The organism is Asticcacaulis taihuensis (genome assembly GCF_900100255.1).
Lineage (GTDB): Bacteria > Pseudomonadota > Alphaproteobacteria > Caulobacterales > Caulobacteraceae > Asticcacaulis > Asticcacaulis taihuensis.
In genome coordinates this window covers 1-16,441 of sequence record NZ_FMTS01000001.1, presented here as the reverse complement: position 1 = coordinate 16,441, position 16,441 = coordinate 1, and the positions used below count along the sequence as shown (strand labels likewise).

Genomic DNA, 16,441 nt, shown 5'->3' with positions numbered 1-16,441 from the left:
ATGCTGAGTGATATCCATAGTTTTCTGGGCAGCCCGACACCGCCCGCCTGGGTCGATGCGGCGCTGCAGAACCAGGACCTGCTGCTGCTCGATCACAAGAACTGCGAGTACAAGGCGGCCAGCAATGCCATAAACCTGATGGCCAAGTATCAGGAAAGCGAGGCGCTCATCCTTGCCATGGCGCGTCTGGCCCGCGAGGAGTTGGCGCATCATGAGCAGGTGATGAAGATCATGAAGCGGCGCGGCATTGCGCTACGCCCCCTCACCCCGTCACGCTACGCCATGGGCCTGCGGCGTTTGTGTCGCCGCACCGAGCCCGGCACGATGGTCGATATCCTGCTGATCAGCGCCTTTATCGAGGCACGCTCCTGCGAACGCTTTGGCGCCGTTGCGCCGCATCTCGATGAGGAACTGGGAAAGTTCTATTTCGGTCTGCTGAAAAGTGAAGCGCGCCATTTCACCGGTTACCTCAAGCTGGCGCATCTTTACGGTGACGCGGATGACATTGCCCGGCGCCTTCCGGTCATCCGCGAAACCGAACAGGCATTGATCGCCGAACCCGACACAGAATTCCGTTTTCACTCAGGCCCACCGGCATAAAAAAAGCCGCTCCATTGCTGGAGCGGCTTAATTCTTTTCAGTCTGAAAGACTTACGAGGCAGAGGCCGTATCGACCTTCACGCCCGGCCCCATGGTCGAAGACAGAGCGATCTTCTTGACATAGAGGCCCTTGGCGCCCGACGGACGGGCCTTGACCAACGCGTCGACCAGGGCCTTGACGTTGGCTTCCAGTTGTTCAACCGTGAACGACACCTTGCCGACGCCGACGTGGACGATACCGGCCTTTTCGACGCGGAACTCGACCGCACCGCCCTTGGCATCCTTGACGGCCTGGGCGACGTTCGGGGTGACGGTGCCGACCTTCGGGTTCGGCATCAGGCCGCGCGGGCCGAGCACCTTACCGAGGCGACCGACCAGGGCCATCATGTCCGGGGACGCGATGACGCGGTCAAAGTCCATGAAGCCGCCCATGATCTTTTCGACCAGGTCTTCGGCGCCAACGACTTCAGCGCCGGCGGCCAGAGCTTCTTCAGCCTTCTTATCCTTGGCGAACACGGCGACGCGAACGTCCTTGCCGGTGCCGGACGGCAGGTTGACGACGCCACGGACCTGCTGGTCGGCGTGACGCGGGTCGACACCCAGGTTGACGGCGATTTCAACGGATTCGTCGAACTTGGCCTTGGCGTTCGCCTTGACGACGTTCAGCGCTTCGGTCAGGCCGTAGAGCTTGTTGGCGTCGTTTTCCCACGCCTTAATACGCTTTGCGATCTTGGTCATATTAGTCCACCACCTGCAGGCCCATGGAACGGGCGGAACCTTCGATGATCTTGGTCGCCTGATCGAGATCGTGGGCGCTCAGATCCTTCATCTTCTTTTCGGCGATATCGCGCAGTTGGGCGCGCGTGATCTTGCCGGCGGAATCGCGGCCCGGCAGCTTCGAGCCGGACTTCAGGTTCAGTGCCTGCTTGATGAAGAAGGTGGCCGGCGGAGTCTTCGTCACGAAGGTGAACGACTTGTCCTGATAGACCGTGATGATGGTCGGAAGCGGTGTGCCCTTCTCGACGTTTTCGGTACGGGCGTTGAATTCCTTACAGAAACCCATGATGTTGACGCCGCGTTGACCCAGTGCCGGGCCGATGGGGGGCGAAGGCGTGGCAGAGCCGGCCTTCACCTGGAGCTTGATATAGCCCAGGATTTTCTTAGCCATTAGATATCTCCTGTAGTCCTCACGATGAGGACAATGTGAGCCGTGGTGCGCATCTCTGCTCCCACGGATTTACCCTCGTCATGCAACGAAGAGCCGGCGCTATAACCGCTTTGTCACGGCTTGGCAAGGCTTAGAAGACTGAAAACCGACACAATGCCGCATTGATTTATACCCAGCAGGGGTATATCCAACACATACCCACCCCAGGTATATGGACATCAAAATGGCGCATCACCCCTCCCATTCCGCCCAACTGCCTGCGCTTAACCGCGCCGCCGGACAGATCGAAGCCGTCAAGCGCATGGTCGCGGACGAACGCTACTGCATCGACATCCTGACCCAGCTCCGTGCCGCCCGCAGCGCCCTTAAATCCATCGAATTGGCCGTACTGGAAACGCACATGCAATCCTGCCTCAAGCGTTCCGCCAGTGAAAACGAAACGCAGCAGGCGGCGCAGATCGCCGAGATTATGACCCTGCTGAAGAAATACGAATAGGCGGATACCATGCCCGAACACACAAATCATCATTCACACACGCCTGTTGACACCGGTCCTGAAGCCAAGTCCTGCTGCCACCCCCACACAACTCCAGCAACGCCCGTCCCTGAACCGAAGGCTGGCGAGGCCGTCGTCTATACCTGCCCCATGCATCCGCAGATTCGTCAGGAAGGCCCCGGTTCGTGCCCGATCTGCGGCATGGCGCTGGAGCCCGAAGTCATCACCCTGGAGAATACCGCCAATCCGGAACTGGCCGACATGACGCGCCGCCTGTGGATTTCGGCCATCCTGTCCGTCCCGGTCGCCGTACTGGCCATGGGCGCCCATCTGGGCCTGCCCTCCCTTGTGCCGGACCACTTGTCTGTCTGGATACAGCTACTCCTCGCCACACCGGTGGCCCTGTGGGGCGGCTGGCCCTTCCTTGTGCGCGGCTGGCAATCCCTGACGACGCGCCACCTCAACATGTTTACCCTGATCGCCCTGGGCGTTCTGGTGGCCTGGGCCTACTCCGCGGTGGCGGTGATTGTGCCCGACGCTTTTCCGCATATGGCCGGCATGACGCCCGCCGTCTATTTTGAAGCTGCGGCCGTCATCACTACCCTGGTACTGGTCGGCCAGGTGCTCGAACTGAAGGCGCGCGCCCAGACCGGTGACGCCATTCGCGCCCTGCTGAAACTGGCTCCCGCCACGGCCCATCGTCTGCGCGATGGTGAAGAAGAGACGATCCCGCTCGAACAGGTGCAGGTCGGCGATACTTTGCGCATCCGTCCGGGCGAAAAGGTGCCGACGGATGGTGAGGTGGTCGATGGCGCCAGCCATGTCGATGAATCCATGCTGACCGGCGAGGCCATGCCGGTCAGCAAACAGCCGGGTGACAAGGTGACCGGCGCCACGGTCAATCAGTCCGGCAGCCTGACGATGAAAGCCACACGAGTCGGCAATGATACCCTGCTGGCGCAGATCGTCGCCCGTGTCGGCCAGGCGCAGCGATCACGCGCGCCCATCCAGCGTGTCGCTGATACGGTTTCGGGCTGGTTCGTGCCGGCCGTCGTCCTCTGCGCCGTGCTGACCTTTGCCGGCTGGATGCTGTGGGGACCGGAGCCGCGTCTCGGCCACGCCCTGATGAACGCTATCGCCGTACTGATCATCGCCTGCCCGTGCGCCCTGGGCTTGGCCACGCCCATGTCGATCATGGCCGGCACCGGCCGCGCCGCCCGCGAAGGCATCCTGGTGCGCGACGCGGCTGTCCTGGAAGCCTTTGAAAGCGTAGACACCCTGGTTTTTGACAAGACCGGCACCCTGACCGAGGGCAGGCCGCGCCTGATTGCGGTCAGGACGGTCGGCACGATCGATGAGGACCGTGTCCTGGCCATGGCCGCGGCTGTCGAGGCGCTCAGCGAACATCCGATTGCCGACGCCATCGTCAGGGAGGCCAAGGCCAAGGGCCTGCCGACCCATGCGGTCAGTGACTTCAAGGTTCTGAACGGCAAGGGGGTCACCGGCACGGCTGACGGCACGGCCATCGCGCTTGGCAATGCCGCTCTGCTCGGCGAGACGCCGGAACTGACCGCGCTGGCCCAGCCTTACCGCGATCAGGGCCAGACGGTTGTCAGCCTCACCCTCGATGGCGCCCCCGCCGGGATCATCGTCGTCGCCGATCCGGTCAAGACCACCACGCCTGCCGCCCTGAAAGCCCTGACAGCGGAGGGCCTGAACGTGATCATGCTGACCGGCGACAATACTGCCACCGCCCAGGCAGTTGCGGTCTCACTGGGCCTGACGGACGTGCGCGCGGATGTTCTGCCGGACCAGAAAGCCAACGTGATCGAGGATCTGATCCGCCAGGGCCGCAAGGTCGCCATGGCGGGTGACGGCGTCAATGACGCCCCTGCCCTCGCCGCCGCCACAGTCGGCATTGCCATGGGCAACGGCACCGACATCGCCATGGAAAGCGCCGGCATCACACTGATCCGGGGCGACCTGGGCGGCATCGTCAAGGCGCGCGCCCTGAGCCGGGTGGTGATGCGCAATATCAAGCAGAACCTGGTCTTTGCCTTTGCCTACAACACCATCGGCGTGCCGGTGGCGGCCGGCCTGCTTTACCCGGCGTTTGGCCTGCTGCTGTCACCGGTCATTGCTTCGGCCGCCATGTCGCTCAGTTCGGTCTCCGTCATCGCCAATGCCCTGCGCATACGCGCGGCGAAGCTTTAAGCACCGAAGCGATAGGTCAACGCGATTTTCAGCGTCCGCAGGTTCGGCCGGCCTGTTGATACGGTCTTCAGCGCCCGTGTATCCACGACCGTGCTGAACCGTGACGTATTGAAAATATCGGCTGCGCTGACCACAAGCGACAGCCTGTCATTCAGGCGGTGCTGGTAACTGGCGTCAAGGCGGCAAACGCCGCGGGTATAGCCCTGCAAGGTCAGGGCCCGGCCGTACCCCGTCGCATTGAGCTGATATTGATCGCCATTGTCGGTGTTGTATTCGAGCAGCACATTACCGGACCAGCCGAATTGGCTGTGCGTACCGCCATCGGCAAACGGGAATTCCGTGTAGGACAGGTTACCATTGGCGGAATAGCTCAGGCGCTTCGACAAGGGGCCGCGCCAGGTCAGTTCCAGCCCACCGGACCGGCTGCGGCCGGAATTGATGCGACTGGTCAGCAGCAGGCCGTTATCCGTCAGTTCGGCATAGCCCGTGAAGCTGCCGCGCGTTTCACGGTAGTATAAGGTCGCATCAGTGCCGAAGTCCTTTTCGTCATAGGCATAGCCGATCTCGTATGAGTCCGTTGTCTGTGGCTTAAGGTCCGGATTTCCCGAAAATGCCTTGAAGGCGCCGAAGTAGCGGATGCCTGGATCGTATTCACCGAGGTCGGGACGCAGCACGCGCCGGCTGTAGTCGATCTTCAGTCGCGCCCTGTCAGTCAGATCCCGGCCGGCGTGAAAGGACGGATACCAGGCCAGGGCATCGGATTTACCCGTATCCACCAGCCGCAATTTCTCCCTTTCTGCTCTCAGGCCACTCAGAACCGTCCAGGGGCCAACCGGCATTTGCCAGGTGGCATAAACCGCCGTAAGCGTGCGGCTGGCTGAGAACCCATCGAAATAATCCGCCAGCCCGATTGCCAGTTCGACGCTTTCCGAACCGGATTGCAGTTTCAGGCCCGTCCGGTCGAACGACGCACCAAAGGTCAGCCGCCCTTGGCCGAACCGGCGCTCATAATCCCCTTGCGCCCGGTCCGTGACGCTCTTGCTGGCAAATAAGGTATCATAAGGATATCCGCCGACCTGATCATATACCGAGGCGGTCCGGCTCCGGTTCTGCAGATGTTCAGCCGTCAGGGAGAGATATTCACCATGACTGTCGCCTGCGTAATCATAAAGCACCTGAACATCACTATGCCGGTTGGCGCTTCGGATGTCGGAACGCTCATCGAAGTCATCAAACCCCCGATAATAGGTAATGCCGCGGCTGACAGAGTCATAACGGCCCGCCTCTCCCTTGAAGGTCAGATCGGCGCGGTCCGACAGTTTCCAGGCCGCGCTGAGCCGGCCGTTTACTGTGGCCGAAACGGCCCGCGTGTGATCTTCACGGTCGGTGACGTCATAGTCATCCTCGTTTTCGTTAAGCGCAGCTTGCTGGAGATAGGGCACACTGCGATCAAGGAAATGATCGGCATAGAACTGGCTGTTCACCGTCCAGCGGTCGGTTTCCAGCCTGGAGGACAGCGACGCATTCCCCTGCCCCAATGTGTTGGTCTGAGCGGTGACCTCACCAGAGCGCTTCATGAGGCGGTGCCGGCGCGTAATGAGGTTGATGATGCCACCCGTTCCGGCGGGCGCAAACTGCGACGAAGGCGTGGCCATGATTTCGATACGGTCTACCGCCGCCGATGGCAGGCTCTGGATCACCGCATTGCCCTCCGGCGGCGCTTTGCCATCAACCAGGACCGTCACGGCGGCGCCCCGCAGCGCAACAGTGCCATTCGGAGAAAAAGTGACTGAGGGTAGTTTGCGCAGGATATCGGCAATGACGCCGCTGCGCGCTTCGGGGTCCGGAGTGACGTCGTAGGTCTGGCGATCAGGTGTTTCAGCCTCATGGCCGGCCACCACAACCTCGATCTCGGCCGGCAAGGCGGTCATGACCTGCCCATGTGCCATACCGGCAGCCATCAGGCCGAGGCCAGATACGGCACAGATAATCCTCTTCATGCCTTTCCCCATATGGCCGAACGCGGCATAACACAGCCTCCGGACACAAAAAAGCGCTCCGGCTTACCGAAGCGCTTTTTCGACATTCATGCCGTCAGTGAATTTAAGCCGTCTTCTCGACCCCGAAGGCCGTCAGGCCGTCTTTTCGACCTGAGCATATTCCAGTTCGACCGGCGTGGCGCGACCAAAGATCGACACCGAGACGCGCAGGCGGGCATGTTCCTGATCGACCGATTCCACAACGCCATCGAAGGAGGCGAAGTGACCAGAGACGATCTTGACCTTCTCGCCGATATCGAACGACAGGACGGGCATCGGACGCTCGACCGCAGCCGCCGAATTGCCAAGAATGCGGTCGACTTCCTTCTGCGACACCGGCATCGGCTTCGAGCCCGAACCGAGGAAACCGGTCACCTTCGGCGTGTTCTTGACCAGGTGATAGGCTTCGTCCGAAAGCTCCATCTTTACCAGCACATAGCCGGGGAAGAACTTGCGTTCCGAATTGAACTTGCGGCCACGGCGGACCTCAACCACTTCCTCGGTAGGAACCAGAATTTCAGAAAACTTGTCTTCCAGACCCTGCGACTTCGCCTGATCACGCAGAGCCTCGGCCACCTTCTTCTCGAAATTGGAATAGGCGTGGACAATGTACCACTTGTGGTTCGGGTTGGAGAGAACCGGCGTTTCGGAATGTGCAGCGGTAGCCATATAATTTATCCTTGCAGGCCGATTTTAGTGACGTAGTTGGTCAGGAAGCCAATACCGCCGTCAACAACAAAGAAGAAAATACCGGCCAGCACGACCATGATCAGTACCATCACAGTGGTGATCCAGACTTCCTTGCGGCTGGTCCAGGTGATGCGCTTGGCTTCGATCTGGACTTCCTTGAAGAACTTCGTCGGATTGAATGGCTTTTTCGGCGCCTTTTCAACGGCGGCGGCACCTGCCGGCGCCTGCGCGACGTTTATCTTGCCAATGGCGACCTTGCGGCCCGGCTCAACGGTCTTGGTCTTCGTCTCAGGTTTCTTCACCGTCAAAAACGCCTATTCAATGTGAGCGCCGCGGATCGCGGCTTCCGAACAACAGAAATGAGGCTAGAAACCCAGGTTTCAAGCCTTTGAAAAGAGAAAGTGGCAGGGGCGGAGGGATTCGAACCCACGACATCCGGTTTTGGAGACCGACGCTCTACCAGCTGAACTACACCCCTGCAGTTCTCAGGGACAGTCCGGACCAGAATCCGTACATATCCATGGGAGGCGTGCGGTTTATCAGTGGATCGCCCGGCACGCAACAGGCAATCTCAGGATTTTTCACAACTTAAATGACTTACGGTACAAATGCCGGATCGACAATTGCCCAGAAGGCCGCTTTCGGGTCACCCACCTGGTCAAACAGCAAGGGATAGTTCTTGCGCGTGACCGGAAAACTGTCCAACCAGGTATGATTATCGGCCACACCCCAAAGCGTCACGGATTCGACACTGGTGTGCGCAGTGAACACATCAAACAACTCCCGGTATTTCAGCGCCTGAGCGGTCATGGCCGTATTGAAAGCTGCGGTGCCCGTTGAAATCTGTGCGGCGCAGCCGGTGCCGCTGAAACAACTGACCGGATCATTATAGACCGAGACATCCATTTCTGTGATGTGATTGATCAGCCCCTTGCCCTCAACATCGGTCAGGGCCCCCTCGACCTGCGCCGCCGAGGGATAACCGGTATTAATGTGCATCTGATGCCCTACGCCATCAACCGGCACACCCCGATCCAGCATTCCCTGCACAATGGTCATCAGGCGCCCGCGTTTGGCAGCATCTTCGGTTGAATATTCATTGATGAACAGCTTTACGGATGGATCCGCCGCACGTGCCGCCCGGAAGGCATAATCTATGAAATCGGAACCGAATATCTGATACCAGTCGGAATTGCGGTAGGTAGCCGAGGCATCATCGCTGGTCACCTCATTGACCACGTCCCAGCAATACACCTTGCCTTTGAAATGCGTGACCACATCGGTGATGTAGGTTTCCAGTCTCCCGCGGACCAATGCCCGGTAAGTGGCCATATCGCTGCGGTCGCCATCGAAAAACCAGGACGGTGAGGTCTGGTGCCAGACCAGCGCGTGACCACGCACCGCGATACCATTGGCTTGCGCGAAAGTGATAAGCTTGTCCGCTTCGGTAAAATCATAAACGCCAGCCGATACGCCGATCGGATTGGCCTTCATCACACTTTCCGCTGTGAGCGTGCTGGCGTGCTTGAGCAGCAACTCATGTGTAGGCGATTGTGTGGTCAGACCGGGATCGACCGCAAAGCCGATCTTGAAATGACTGGTGAAATGCGTCTTGAGCGCCGGCGCGGTCGCCGGGTCCGGCAGGCTGGAAGAACTGGAGGACGAGGAAGAAGAACTGGAGGACGAGGAAGAAGAACTGGAAGAACTGGAGGACGAACTACCGCCGCCACCTCCGGTGCTGCTTCCACCGCCGCCGCCGCCACCTCCACAGGCTGCGACCAGTCCGGAGGCCGCCACACTCAGCAGCAACCCACGACGGTTCATTTGTCCCGTTGGTTTCATTGGTTCCATCCCTGATATTTTTATATGTTAAAAACCATTAAATGATAGCGCTATCATGGCGTCAAGTGTTCTTTGCGGTTGACTATCAAAACTTATGAAAGAAGGAAACGACTCATCAGCCAGACCAGCAGACCTGCGACCGGCAGGCCGGCCCAGATGGCTACGCGCGTCACCAGGCCCGATCGCCACGTCGCCACCGGTTTCGGTGGCACGCAGATGCTCATACGATCATAGGTGCCGATCTCCGTATAGGCACGGTCGAGCGCCATCTTTTCATCTGCCGACAACCAGGGACGCAGGACGGTATAGTCCCGCACCGCCTCATACCCTTCCACCGTCTGGCGAGGGGTGAAGCTCAGGCGCAGCCCCCCGAAATCCCATATTTTGGCCTTGTCCGGCCAGGTCAGAGGCAGTGCCGTCTTGATCAGGGTCGTGATCCGCCCTTCGCGCACATCGCCAATATCAAACGGAAAACGCCGGCGGCCCTCCGGCTCTTCCAGAACATAATCAAAGCCGGATTCCGGGCTGAAGAAGACCCTGGCCTCACCATTCGTATGCCAGGGATTATCGGTCGTCACCAGCGTCGTAATGGTGATCTCATTCAGCCGGCGATCATCGACCATCTGCGGAATGGCGCACATGTTCATGCCGTAGATATAGCTGAACAGGGCGCAGCGATCCTCGACATAGCTCGTCAGGCTGTGGTGGCGCAGTTCGCGCCGAACGCCATCGGCCCGCGCCCCGCGATAGATATATTCAATCTCTATGAGAGTTTCCTGTCCTTTTTTCTCAGGCAGGTGAATGGTTTCACGCACCTCATAGTCCAGGCCCGGCGCCTTCTCCATCATGCGGATCAGGTCGCCGCCCGGCTTGAGGATCAGGGCGTAGCCGAGATCATTCTGCGCCATGTGGTCAAGATCGCCGCCCTGCGCCACATCGGACGTACCCTCAAACCAGTACATGCGCCCTTCATGCACACACATGGAAATGCAGTGATTGAAGGAGCCGAGGCGCGGCTGCGTATTGATCAGATCGAAGCCGCGCTTGGTATCGACCAGGGCCGGCCAGCTTTCCACGCCCATCTTGGTCAGCATGGCCGCGATCATCTTGGAGACATCCTTGCAGTCCCCGATACGGTCCGCGAAAATCTCCTTCAGATTGCGCGGTACAAAGCCGCCCTCCCCGAACGAAAAGGCAAAATAGCGGATGCTTTCCTGCACCCAGCGCACGGCGGCGACGATGCGGTCCTTCGTCTCTTCGTGGTCTGTCTCTATCTGCCGGATGACCTCAAGCAGCCCCTCCGGATAATCGTCATCGCCCTCGAAGCCGGCGCGCATGACATCGGCGACCCGCGGCCAGTTATCGATACTTGAGGCATAGGCGCCGCGCACCGGCATGACCCAGCCCGGCGCATCGTCCTCGTAGTCGCATTCACGGACGTGGTCGGCCTCGAACAGGATTTCGCTGTAGCCGTCATCGAGCTTGCTTACTTTAGGCTCGATCCAGCCCAGCGGAAACGGCTGCATGTACATCTGGCGCTCCGGCGGCACCAGCAGGCGCGCATGGCGCCTGTCCCAGTAGATGACATTCTGCAACATGACCGGTACGGAGAATTCACCCTGAAAACAGGCCGGATCACCGGTCAGGGTCATGGCGGTATCTATGATATCCCCTACCCGCACATCCGGCAGGGTGATGGCCAGGGTCCAGCGCCCATCGAGCACCAGGCGCTCGAAACTACGTTCGCGGCGCATAACAATATAACGCGACTGAACATCGACCTCGATCGCCTCATCACCCCGCAGGATGCGGATATGGTGGATGGTCAGGTCATCATAATAGGGATTGAACGGCAGGGTGACATTGGCCAGGTAGCTCAATGACGACAGATTGACCACTTCTTCGATCGTACGGTTATATCGCGACGGCCGGATATCAAGCCGCGACTGGTCATCGACCAGCCAGGTATAGAAACCATAGGGGGCCTTGGATTGGTCAAGAGCGGGCGGCCGCCGAAACGCCTGCACCTTCACCCAGTCGGGTTCCGGCGCGAAACGGATATGCCGCCTGACCTCTTCCTCGAACACGTTTCCCACCCCAACAAACGCCAATAAATCAGGCCCGGCCAGCTTGGTGCTGACCGGGCCGTTAATCGTTAACACAAGGCTTAACCCTGTAAAGGTCTAAACCGTGGGAGGCGAAGATGCGTACGATTTACCACTGACCAACAAGGACATTGCCGGAGCCCATGACGGATTTGCTGATATTGCCGGAGACCGTCTTGACGCGAACATCGCCGGAGCCGACGATATTGACTTCCAGTGACTTGGCCTCACCGCCGAACCGCACATCACCCGATCCGGCAATATTGACCTCCATTTTCGACGCCACGCCGCTGTCCAGTTTCACATTGCCGGACCCGCCGATATTGACCTCGACCGGCCCGCTGACCTGATTGACGAGGATATCGCCATTGCCGCCGATATTGGCCTCAATGGCATTGACCGAGGTGGCGGTGAAATTACCGGACCCGCCGATATTGACCGCGGCATCCGCACTGCGCGTCAGGGAGACATCACCGGAGCCACCGATATTGACCTCGGCCTTACCGGCCACGTCACCCAATTGCCAGTTGCCGCAGCCGCCTTCGCTGAACTCCAGCGACTGACTGGCGCCCAGCTTGCCGTAGGTGGCGCCGCCGGCCGAAACCTTGGCATCCATCGGCACCTTGATATAGACGATCGGCAGATCGGCGCTGGCGACAGAACCCAGGCCGCCGATATCGACGCCACCGGCCTTGCAGTTCAGATGACGGCCACGCAGTTTGCCATCGGCCACCAGGGTATTGCCCCTGGTCGAGACCATGATCACCGGCACCTTGGCATTGCCATAGGCCACCTTCAGTTCGACATCAGGGCGGTTTTCCGGCGTGACCACCACACGGGCGGCGATATTCTTCAGTTCAACCTCGGTATGGGCCGAGGCGGCGCCGGCCATAAGGGCGGAAATGGATACGGCAGAAATCAGGCAGAGGGTCTTCATGATCGATGTCCTTTGATAGGGTGTTGAACACATTTTGGACACAAGGCACGCCGGAGACAACTTAATTAGCTGTCATGAAGCGTTTGTAATCAAACAGAAAAGGGCCTGAGGTTTTCCCCGGCCCTTTCAGTTACCCGTTCGGCTTGAGCTTGCGATTGAAGAAATCGAGCTGGAGCCGGAATTTTTGCAGGTTGCGTTCGTTGCCTTTCAGGCCGTGACGCTCGCCCGGATAGAGCATCAGTTCAAACGGCACGCCGGTCTTTTGCAGGGCCGCCATGACCCGCGTCGAGTTGGATAACTGGACATTATCGTCCGACATGCCCTGCATCAGCAAAAGTGAACCCGGCTTGAGATTATCGAGGCGGTTGAGCACATCGGATTTGGCATAGCCATCCGGATTGTCCTGCGGGGTCGACATATAGCGCTCGGTATAGGCCGTGTCGTACAGCTCCCACTGGGTCGGTGGCGCACCGGCATTACCAGCAGCGAACGGCGTATCCTTCGCGGTCAGGGCCATCAGGGTGACGAAACCGCCCTGCGACCACCCCATGATGCCGATATGATCGCCATCGACATAGGGCAAGGTCTTCAGCCAGTTGGCGCCCATGATCTGGTCGTCAATATCCTTCTGGCCAAAGCTCTTGTAAATGGCGCGACCAAATTTTACACTCCGGCCGGGCGTGCCGCGGTTATCGAGCGAGAAGACGATGTAGCCGGCTTCCTGCCACAGGCGCGTGGCGGGCGACACCCAGGTCTTTTTCACCGTCTTCGAGGCCGGCCCGCCATAAATGGAAAAGATCACCGGATACTTTTTCGCTGAGTCGAAGCCCTTCGGCTTAAGGATCGAATATTCCAGCTTTTCACCATCGGCAGCCGTCAACTCGCCGAACTCCGGCTGGCTGTATTCGTCCTTGTAAGGCGCATACGGATGGCTGGCGTCGAGCCTGTTTTCCTCGATCCAGCGCAGGCGCTTGCCGGTGCCGTCATAAAGCGCGGTCTGCGGCGGGGTCTGCGGGTCGGAATAACCGCCGATAAAGGCCGCGCCGCCGCCGGAGACATCGGCCGTCCACCAGCCACCGGATTTCGTCAGGGCCACCGGTTCGCCCGGCGTCTTGTAGCTGACCTTGTACAGGCCATGCTCGATCGGCGTATCCTTCGAGGCAGTGAAATAAAGCTCGCCGGTTTTCTCATTCAGATCGGCCAGTTTGTCGACCGGCCAGTCACCATGCGTCACCTGGCGGATCAGCTTGCCGTCTGAGCCGTAATAATAGAAGTGCTTGTTGCCATCGCGCTCGGACGACCAGATGAAGCTGCCATCGGCCAGAAGGCGGAAGTCGTCATGCAGTTCGACCCAGGTGTCAGAGGTTTCCGACAGGATCACTTTTGAAATGCCAGTGGCTGGGTCAACCTGAAGCAAGTCCAAGGTGTGCTGATCACGGCTCAGACGCTGGACATAGAAAGACTTGCCGTCCTTGGCCCAGTTGACGCGCGCCAGGTAGATATCCGGATTGCTGCCGAGATCGACCTTTACATCGCCGCCACCAATCGTCTTGACATAGAGTTCGACCACGGCGTTTGGCTTGCCAGCAAAGGGATAGCGCTGATCGACGATCTTGATGCCCTCGCCGCCGATTTCGACGCGCTGGGCGATATCGACCCCGCTTTCGTCGGTCTTCTGGTAAACGACCTGGGTTGATTTCGGGCTCCACCAGTAGCCGGTGTGGCGGTCCAGTTCCTCCTCGGCGATGAATTCGGCTGTGGCGTAGGTGGTTGTGCCCTCACCTTTCGGCGTCAGCGCGGTTTCGGCGCCGGTCTTCAGGTCTTTCAGATAGAGGGTCTGGTCGCGGACATAGGAAATGCCCTTGCCGTCCGGCGACAGCTTGGCGTCCACCTCGTCACCTGCTGTTTCGGTCAGGCGCGTCACCTTTTTCGTGGCGCGATCGACCATGTAGACATCACCATCAAGCGGCAGCAGGATTGACTGGCTATTCTCCGACCATTCATAGGCGACGACTCCACGCGCCGATACCCGCATCCGCTCGCGGCGTGATTTTTCGGCTTCGGAAAGTGCCTTGTCGGATGAGGTCAGGCTATCGGCATCAACCAGCACATAGGGCTCGCCGCCTTTTACCGGCACGGCCCACAGATCCTGGATATTATGGTCCTTTTCCTTCGGCTTGAGGAAGGTCAGGAGCGTGCCGTCCGGTGACAGCTTGACACCTACGGCACTCGGTCCGGACAGGGCCGGATCGGCAAAGGCGCGCTCAGGCGTGAGCGCGATTTGCTGGATACTGGCGCCGGAGACACTGGCGGTTGGGGCTTGCGCCATGGCGGCTCCCGTCATCATCGTGGTGGTCATCAAGAACGATCCGAAAAGAATCGCGGACAGACGGGCGGATTTCATCAAGGCATACTCCCCATAAATGGAAGCGCCGACGCTATCCCCGCGCCGGCCTGCCCGTCAAGCCTGTTGCGATTGCAACTATGGCCAAAATCCGGGGTTAAGGGGGCGGAGCTCGTCTTCCAGTCCGGCATCGATCAGCAGATTGCGCGCCTTGTCGAAATGGTCCTCGCTGACCAGTATGCGCTTGGGGAACATGCCGATGGAGCCTTCGGCCGCGCTGATCGCCTGATCGGCGACGAAGTAATTTATGTCCAGTTCCTTGAGCAGCGATTCCACAAAGGAAATCAGGGCCGGATTATTGGCGCGAACAAGTTCTTTCATTCATTCGGTCTCGTCAGGATAAACACGGCGCACAGGGCGCAAACGCCGGCAGGGGCAAATCGCCACCAGCCATGTAGAAGGAAAGCCGAAATAACGGAACTGATCGCCATGGCTGTCACCGCGGCGATCTTTGCGCTCCTGGCGATGGCACCGCGCTCACGAAAAGCGCGGATCGGCGGCCCGATTTTCGGATGGTTCATGATCTTCGCCTCCCAAACGGGATTGGAGCGCGCGAAGAAGACGGCGGCAATGATGAAGAAGACCGTGCTCGGCATGACCGGCAGGAAGGCACCGACAATTCCGAGCCCGACAAAAAGCAATCCCGCCAGCATGAAAACTATTCTCATACGCAGATAATAGAGAGGATTCCGGATATAGGCTAGTCGCTTATTTATGTTTCAACTCTGGTCACTATCTCATGCCAAACCGTGGCATTCCGCGAAAATTGTCTTGTTGGACGGGACATACACGACATCGATAAAGTCGCAACCGCCATCCATGACGCCCGGCAGATCATCGTAGGCCACGACATGCACACCGGGCTTCCACCCTTCCCCACCCCACGGCTTTGCATAAAAGGCATAAACAATACCCCTTTCCTGCGCGTAATATCTCCCATAATCAGTCAACGCATAAGCGCCATCCGGCATCTTGATGTTAGACTCAATATACGCGATCCCCGCATTCATTTCGGCTTCGCTCAGAGGCGGTGCTTCAAAGTCGCGGAGATAAAATTGAGCAGATGCAGAACTGGCCAGGAAGGCCCATGCAATTGGTGCATAGCCACTAAAAACTTACGGTTTACCATTATCCCCTCCCAAATCTACTTGAATATCACGCCGTTCAATAGATCTGTCAAAGCAAAACCCCGCCGGTTTGCACCGACGGGGTTTCATTATCTTCATCGTACCGTTTCCGCTTAATGGAGATGTTTCCACCTCCACCGTAGCAGGTCCGGGTTAAGGGCCTGTGGCCCTTATTCCACGATCTTGGAGACGACGCCGGCGCCAACCGTGCGGCCGCCTTCACGGATAGCGAAGCGCAGCTTCTCTTCCATGGCGATCGGGGTGATCAGTTCGACATCCAGCTCAGCGTTGTCGCCCGGCATGATCATTTCCACGCCTTCCTTCAGCTTCACGATACCGGTCACGTCGGTCGTGCGGAAGTAGAACTGCGGACGGTAGTTGGTGAAGAACGGGGTGTGACGGCCGCCTTCTTCCTTCGTCAGGATGTAGGCTTCGGCAACAAACTTGGTGTGCGGGGTGATCGAACCCGGCTTGCAGAGAACCTGACCGCGTTCAACGTCTTCACGCTTGGTGCCGCGCAGCAGGACGCCGACGTTGTCACCGGCCTGACCTTGATCCAGCAGCTTGCGGAACATTTCAACGCCCGTGCAGGTCGTCTTCTGAACCGGACGGATGCCGACGATTTCGACTTCTTCACCGACCTTCACGATACCGCGCTCGACGCGGCCGGTCACAACCGTACCACGGCCCGAGATCGAGAACACGTCTTCGACCGGCATCAGGAAGGGCTGGTCGATCGGGCGTTCCGGCTGCGGGATGTATTCGTCGACCGTCTTCATCAGGGCCAGGATCGACTGTTCGCCGATTTCCGGGTTGACG

General features: G+C 59.1%; 16 protein-coding genes and 1 tRNA gene. 3 read left to right on the top strand and 14 right to left on the bottom strand.

Features of this window, described 5'->3' with window-relative positions; translation table 11 throughout:
- A complete protein-coding gene (locus tag BLO49_RS00085; RefSeq protein ID WP_090642692.1) occupies positions 1-600 on the top strand; it encodes a MiaE family protein in 600 nt (199 codons plus the stop codon).
- Between the two features lie 51 nt (positions 601-651).
- On the opposite strand, the gene rplA is transcribed toward BLO49_RS00085, so the two are convergent.
- Together rplA and rplK are read right to left on the bottom strand one after the other, a co-directional pair.
- A complete protein-coding gene (gene rplA / locus BLO49_RS00080) occupies positions 652-1,338 on the bottom strand; it encodes a 50S ribosomal protein L1 (RefSeq protein WP_090642690.1) in 687 nt (228 codons plus the stop codon).
- A 1-nt stretch (position 1,339) separates the two neighbouring features.
- Positions 1,340-1,768 (bottom strand): 50S ribosomal protein L11, encoded by a 429-nt coding sequence (gene rplK / locus BLO49_RS00075; RefSeq protein WP_090642689.1) that lies wholly within the window; start codon positions 1,766-1,768, stop codon positions 1,340-1,342.
- A 223-nt stretch (positions 1,769-1,991) separates the two neighbouring features.
- Here rplK and BLO49_RS00070 point away from each other — a divergent pair, with 223 nt between their 5' ends.
- Entirely contained in the window at positions 1,992-2,264 is a 273-nt protein-coding gene (locus BLO49_RS00070) for a metal-sensitive transcriptional regulator (RefSeq protein WP_090645883.1), read from the top strand.
- Between the two features lie 9 nt (positions 2,265-2,273).
- Positions 2,274-4,478, top strand: a complete 2,205-nt coding sequence (locus BLO49_RS00065; protein ID WP_281187164.1) for a copper-transporting P-type ATPase — start codon at positions 2,274-2,276, stop codon at positions 4,476-4,478.
- Here the strand turns inward: BLO49_RS00065 and BLO49_RS00060 are convergent.
- The 12 genes from BLO49_RS00060 to BLO49_RS00005 form a co-directional block, all read right to left on the bottom strand.
- Positions 4,475-6,478, bottom strand: coding sequence for a TonB-dependent receptor plug domain-containing protein (locus BLO49_RS00060; protein WP_170828149.1), 2,004 nt, complete (start codon positions 6,476-6,478; stop codon positions 4,475-4,477). The genes BLO49_RS00065 and BLO49_RS00060 overlap by 4 nt on opposite strands.
- A gap of 132 nt (positions 6,479-6,610) precedes the next feature.
- Positions 6,611-7,186, bottom strand: a complete 576-nt coding sequence (nusG, locus tag BLO49_RS00055; protein WP_090642685.1) for a transcription termination/antitermination protein NusG — start codon at positions 7,184-7,186, stop codon at positions 6,611-6,613.
- Positions 7,187-7,191: 5 nt separating this feature from the next.
- Complete coding sequence (secE, locus tag BLO49_RS00050) at positions 7,192-7,509, bottom strand: preprotein translocase subunit SecE (RefSeq protein WP_415499943.1); 318 nt, start codon at positions 7,507-7,509, stop codon at positions 7,192-7,194.
- Between the two features lie 100 nt (positions 7,510-7,609).
- Positions 7,610-7,685, bottom strand: a tRNA-Trp gene (locus tag BLO49_RS00045).
- Between the two features lie 119 nt (positions 7,686-7,804).
- Positions 7,805-9,049: an endo-1,4-beta-xylanase gene (locus BLO49_RS00040; protein ID WP_245678797.1), complete on the bottom strand. Its 1,245-nt coding sequence runs from the start codon at positions 9,047-9,049 to the stop codon at positions 7,805-7,807.
- Positions 9,050-9,141: 92 nt separating this feature from the next.
- Positions 9,142-11,211 (bottom strand): DUF3857 domain-containing protein, encoded by a 2,070-nt coding sequence (locus BLO49_RS00035; protein ID WP_245678796.1) that lies wholly within the window; start codon positions 11,209-11,211, stop codon positions 9,142-9,144.
- Positions 11,212-11,263: 52 nt separating this feature from the next.
- The gene (locus tag BLO49_RS00030) at positions 11,264-12,091 is read right to left on the bottom strand and encodes a GIN domain-containing protein (RefSeq protein ID WP_090642679.1); all 828 of its coding nucleotides are present in this window, start codon (positions 12,089-12,091) and stop codon (positions 11,264-11,266) included.
- 130 nt (positions 12,092-12,221) lie between these two features.
- Positions 12,222-14,450 (bottom strand): S9 family peptidase, encoded by a 2,229-nt coding sequence (locus tag BLO49_RS00025; protein WP_245678795.1) that lies wholly within the window; start codon positions 14,448-14,450, stop codon positions 12,222-12,224.
- 123 nt (positions 14,451-14,573) lie between these two features.
- Positions 14,574-14,816 (bottom strand): putative signal transducing protein, encoded by a 243-nt coding sequence (locus BLO49_RS00020; RefSeq protein ID WP_090642677.1) that lies wholly within the window; start codon positions 14,814-14,816, stop codon positions 14,574-14,576.
- On the bottom strand, positions 14,813-15,148 hold the full coding sequence (locus tag BLO49_RS00015) for a YbaN family protein (RefSeq protein WP_090642674.1): 336 nt from the start codon (positions 15,146-15,148) through the stop codon (positions 14,813-14,815). The genes BLO49_RS00020 and BLO49_RS00015 overlap by 4 nt, the downstream gene beginning before the upstream one ends.
- 84 nt (positions 15,149-15,232) lie before the next feature.
- Entirely contained in the window at positions 15,233-15,505 is a 273-nt protein-coding gene (locus BLO49_RS00010; protein WP_090642672.1) for a hypothetical protein, read from the bottom strand.
- Positions 15,506-15,792: 287 nt separating this feature from the next.
- On the bottom strand, positions 15,793-16,441 hold a 649-nt coding region (locus tag BLO49_RS00005; protein ID WP_245678794.1), incomplete at its 5' end, for an EF-Tu C-terminal domain-related protein.

Excerpts from the sequence above, each read along its gene's own strand:
- BLO49_RS00085 (WP_090642692.1), top strand. The coding sequence starts at position 1 with ATGCTGAGTGATATCCATAGTTTTCTGGGCAGCCCGACACCGCCCGCC.
- rplA (WP_090642690.1), bottom strand. The coding sequence starts at position 1,338 with ATGACCAAGATCGCAAAGCGTATTAAGGCGTGGGAAAACGACGCCAAC.
- rplK (WP_090642689.1), bottom strand. The coding sequence starts at position 1,768 with ATGGCTAAGAAAATCCTGGGCTATATCAAGCTCCAGGTGAAGGCCGGC.
- BLO49_RS00070 (WP_090645883.1), top strand. The coding sequence starts at position 1,992 with ATGGCGCATCACCCCTCCCATTCCGCCCAACTGCCTGCGCTTAACCGC.
- BLO49_RS00065 (WP_281187164.1), top strand. The coding sequence starts at position 2,274 with ATGCCCGAACACACAAATCATCATTCACACACGCCTGTTGACACCGGT.
- BLO49_RS00060 (WP_170828149.1), bottom strand. The coding sequence starts at position 6,478 with ATGAAGAGGATTATCTGTGCCGTATCTGGCCTCGGCCTGATGGCTGCC.
- nusG (WP_090642685.1), bottom strand. The coding sequence starts at position 7,186 with ATGGCTACCGCTGCACATTCCGAAACGCCGGTTCTCTCCAACCCGAAC.
- BLO49_RS00040 (WP_245678797.1), bottom strand. The coding sequence starts at position 9,049 with ATGAAACCAACGGGACAAATGAACCGTCGTGGGTTGCTGCTGAGTGTG.
- BLO49_RS00030 (WP_090642679.1), bottom strand. The coding sequence starts at position 12,091 with ATGAAGACCCTCTGCCTGATTTCTGCCGTATCCATTTCCGCCCTTATG.
- BLO49_RS00025 (WP_245678795.1), bottom strand. The coding sequence starts at position 14,450 with ATGACCACCACGATGATGACGGGAGCCGCCATGGCGCAAGCCCCAACC.
- BLO49_RS00020 (WP_090642677.1), bottom strand. The coding sequence starts at position 14,816 with ATGAAAGAACTTGTTCGCGCCAATAATCCGGCCCTGATTTCCTTTGTG.
- BLO49_RS00015 (WP_090642674.1), bottom strand. The coding sequence starts at position 15,148 with ATGCTGGCGGGATTGCTTTTTGTCGGGCTCGGAATTGTCGGTGCCTTC.
- BLO49_RS00010 (WP_090642672.1), bottom strand. The coding sequence starts at position 15,505 with ATGAATGCGGGGATCGCGTATATTGAGTCTAACATCAAGATGCCGGAT.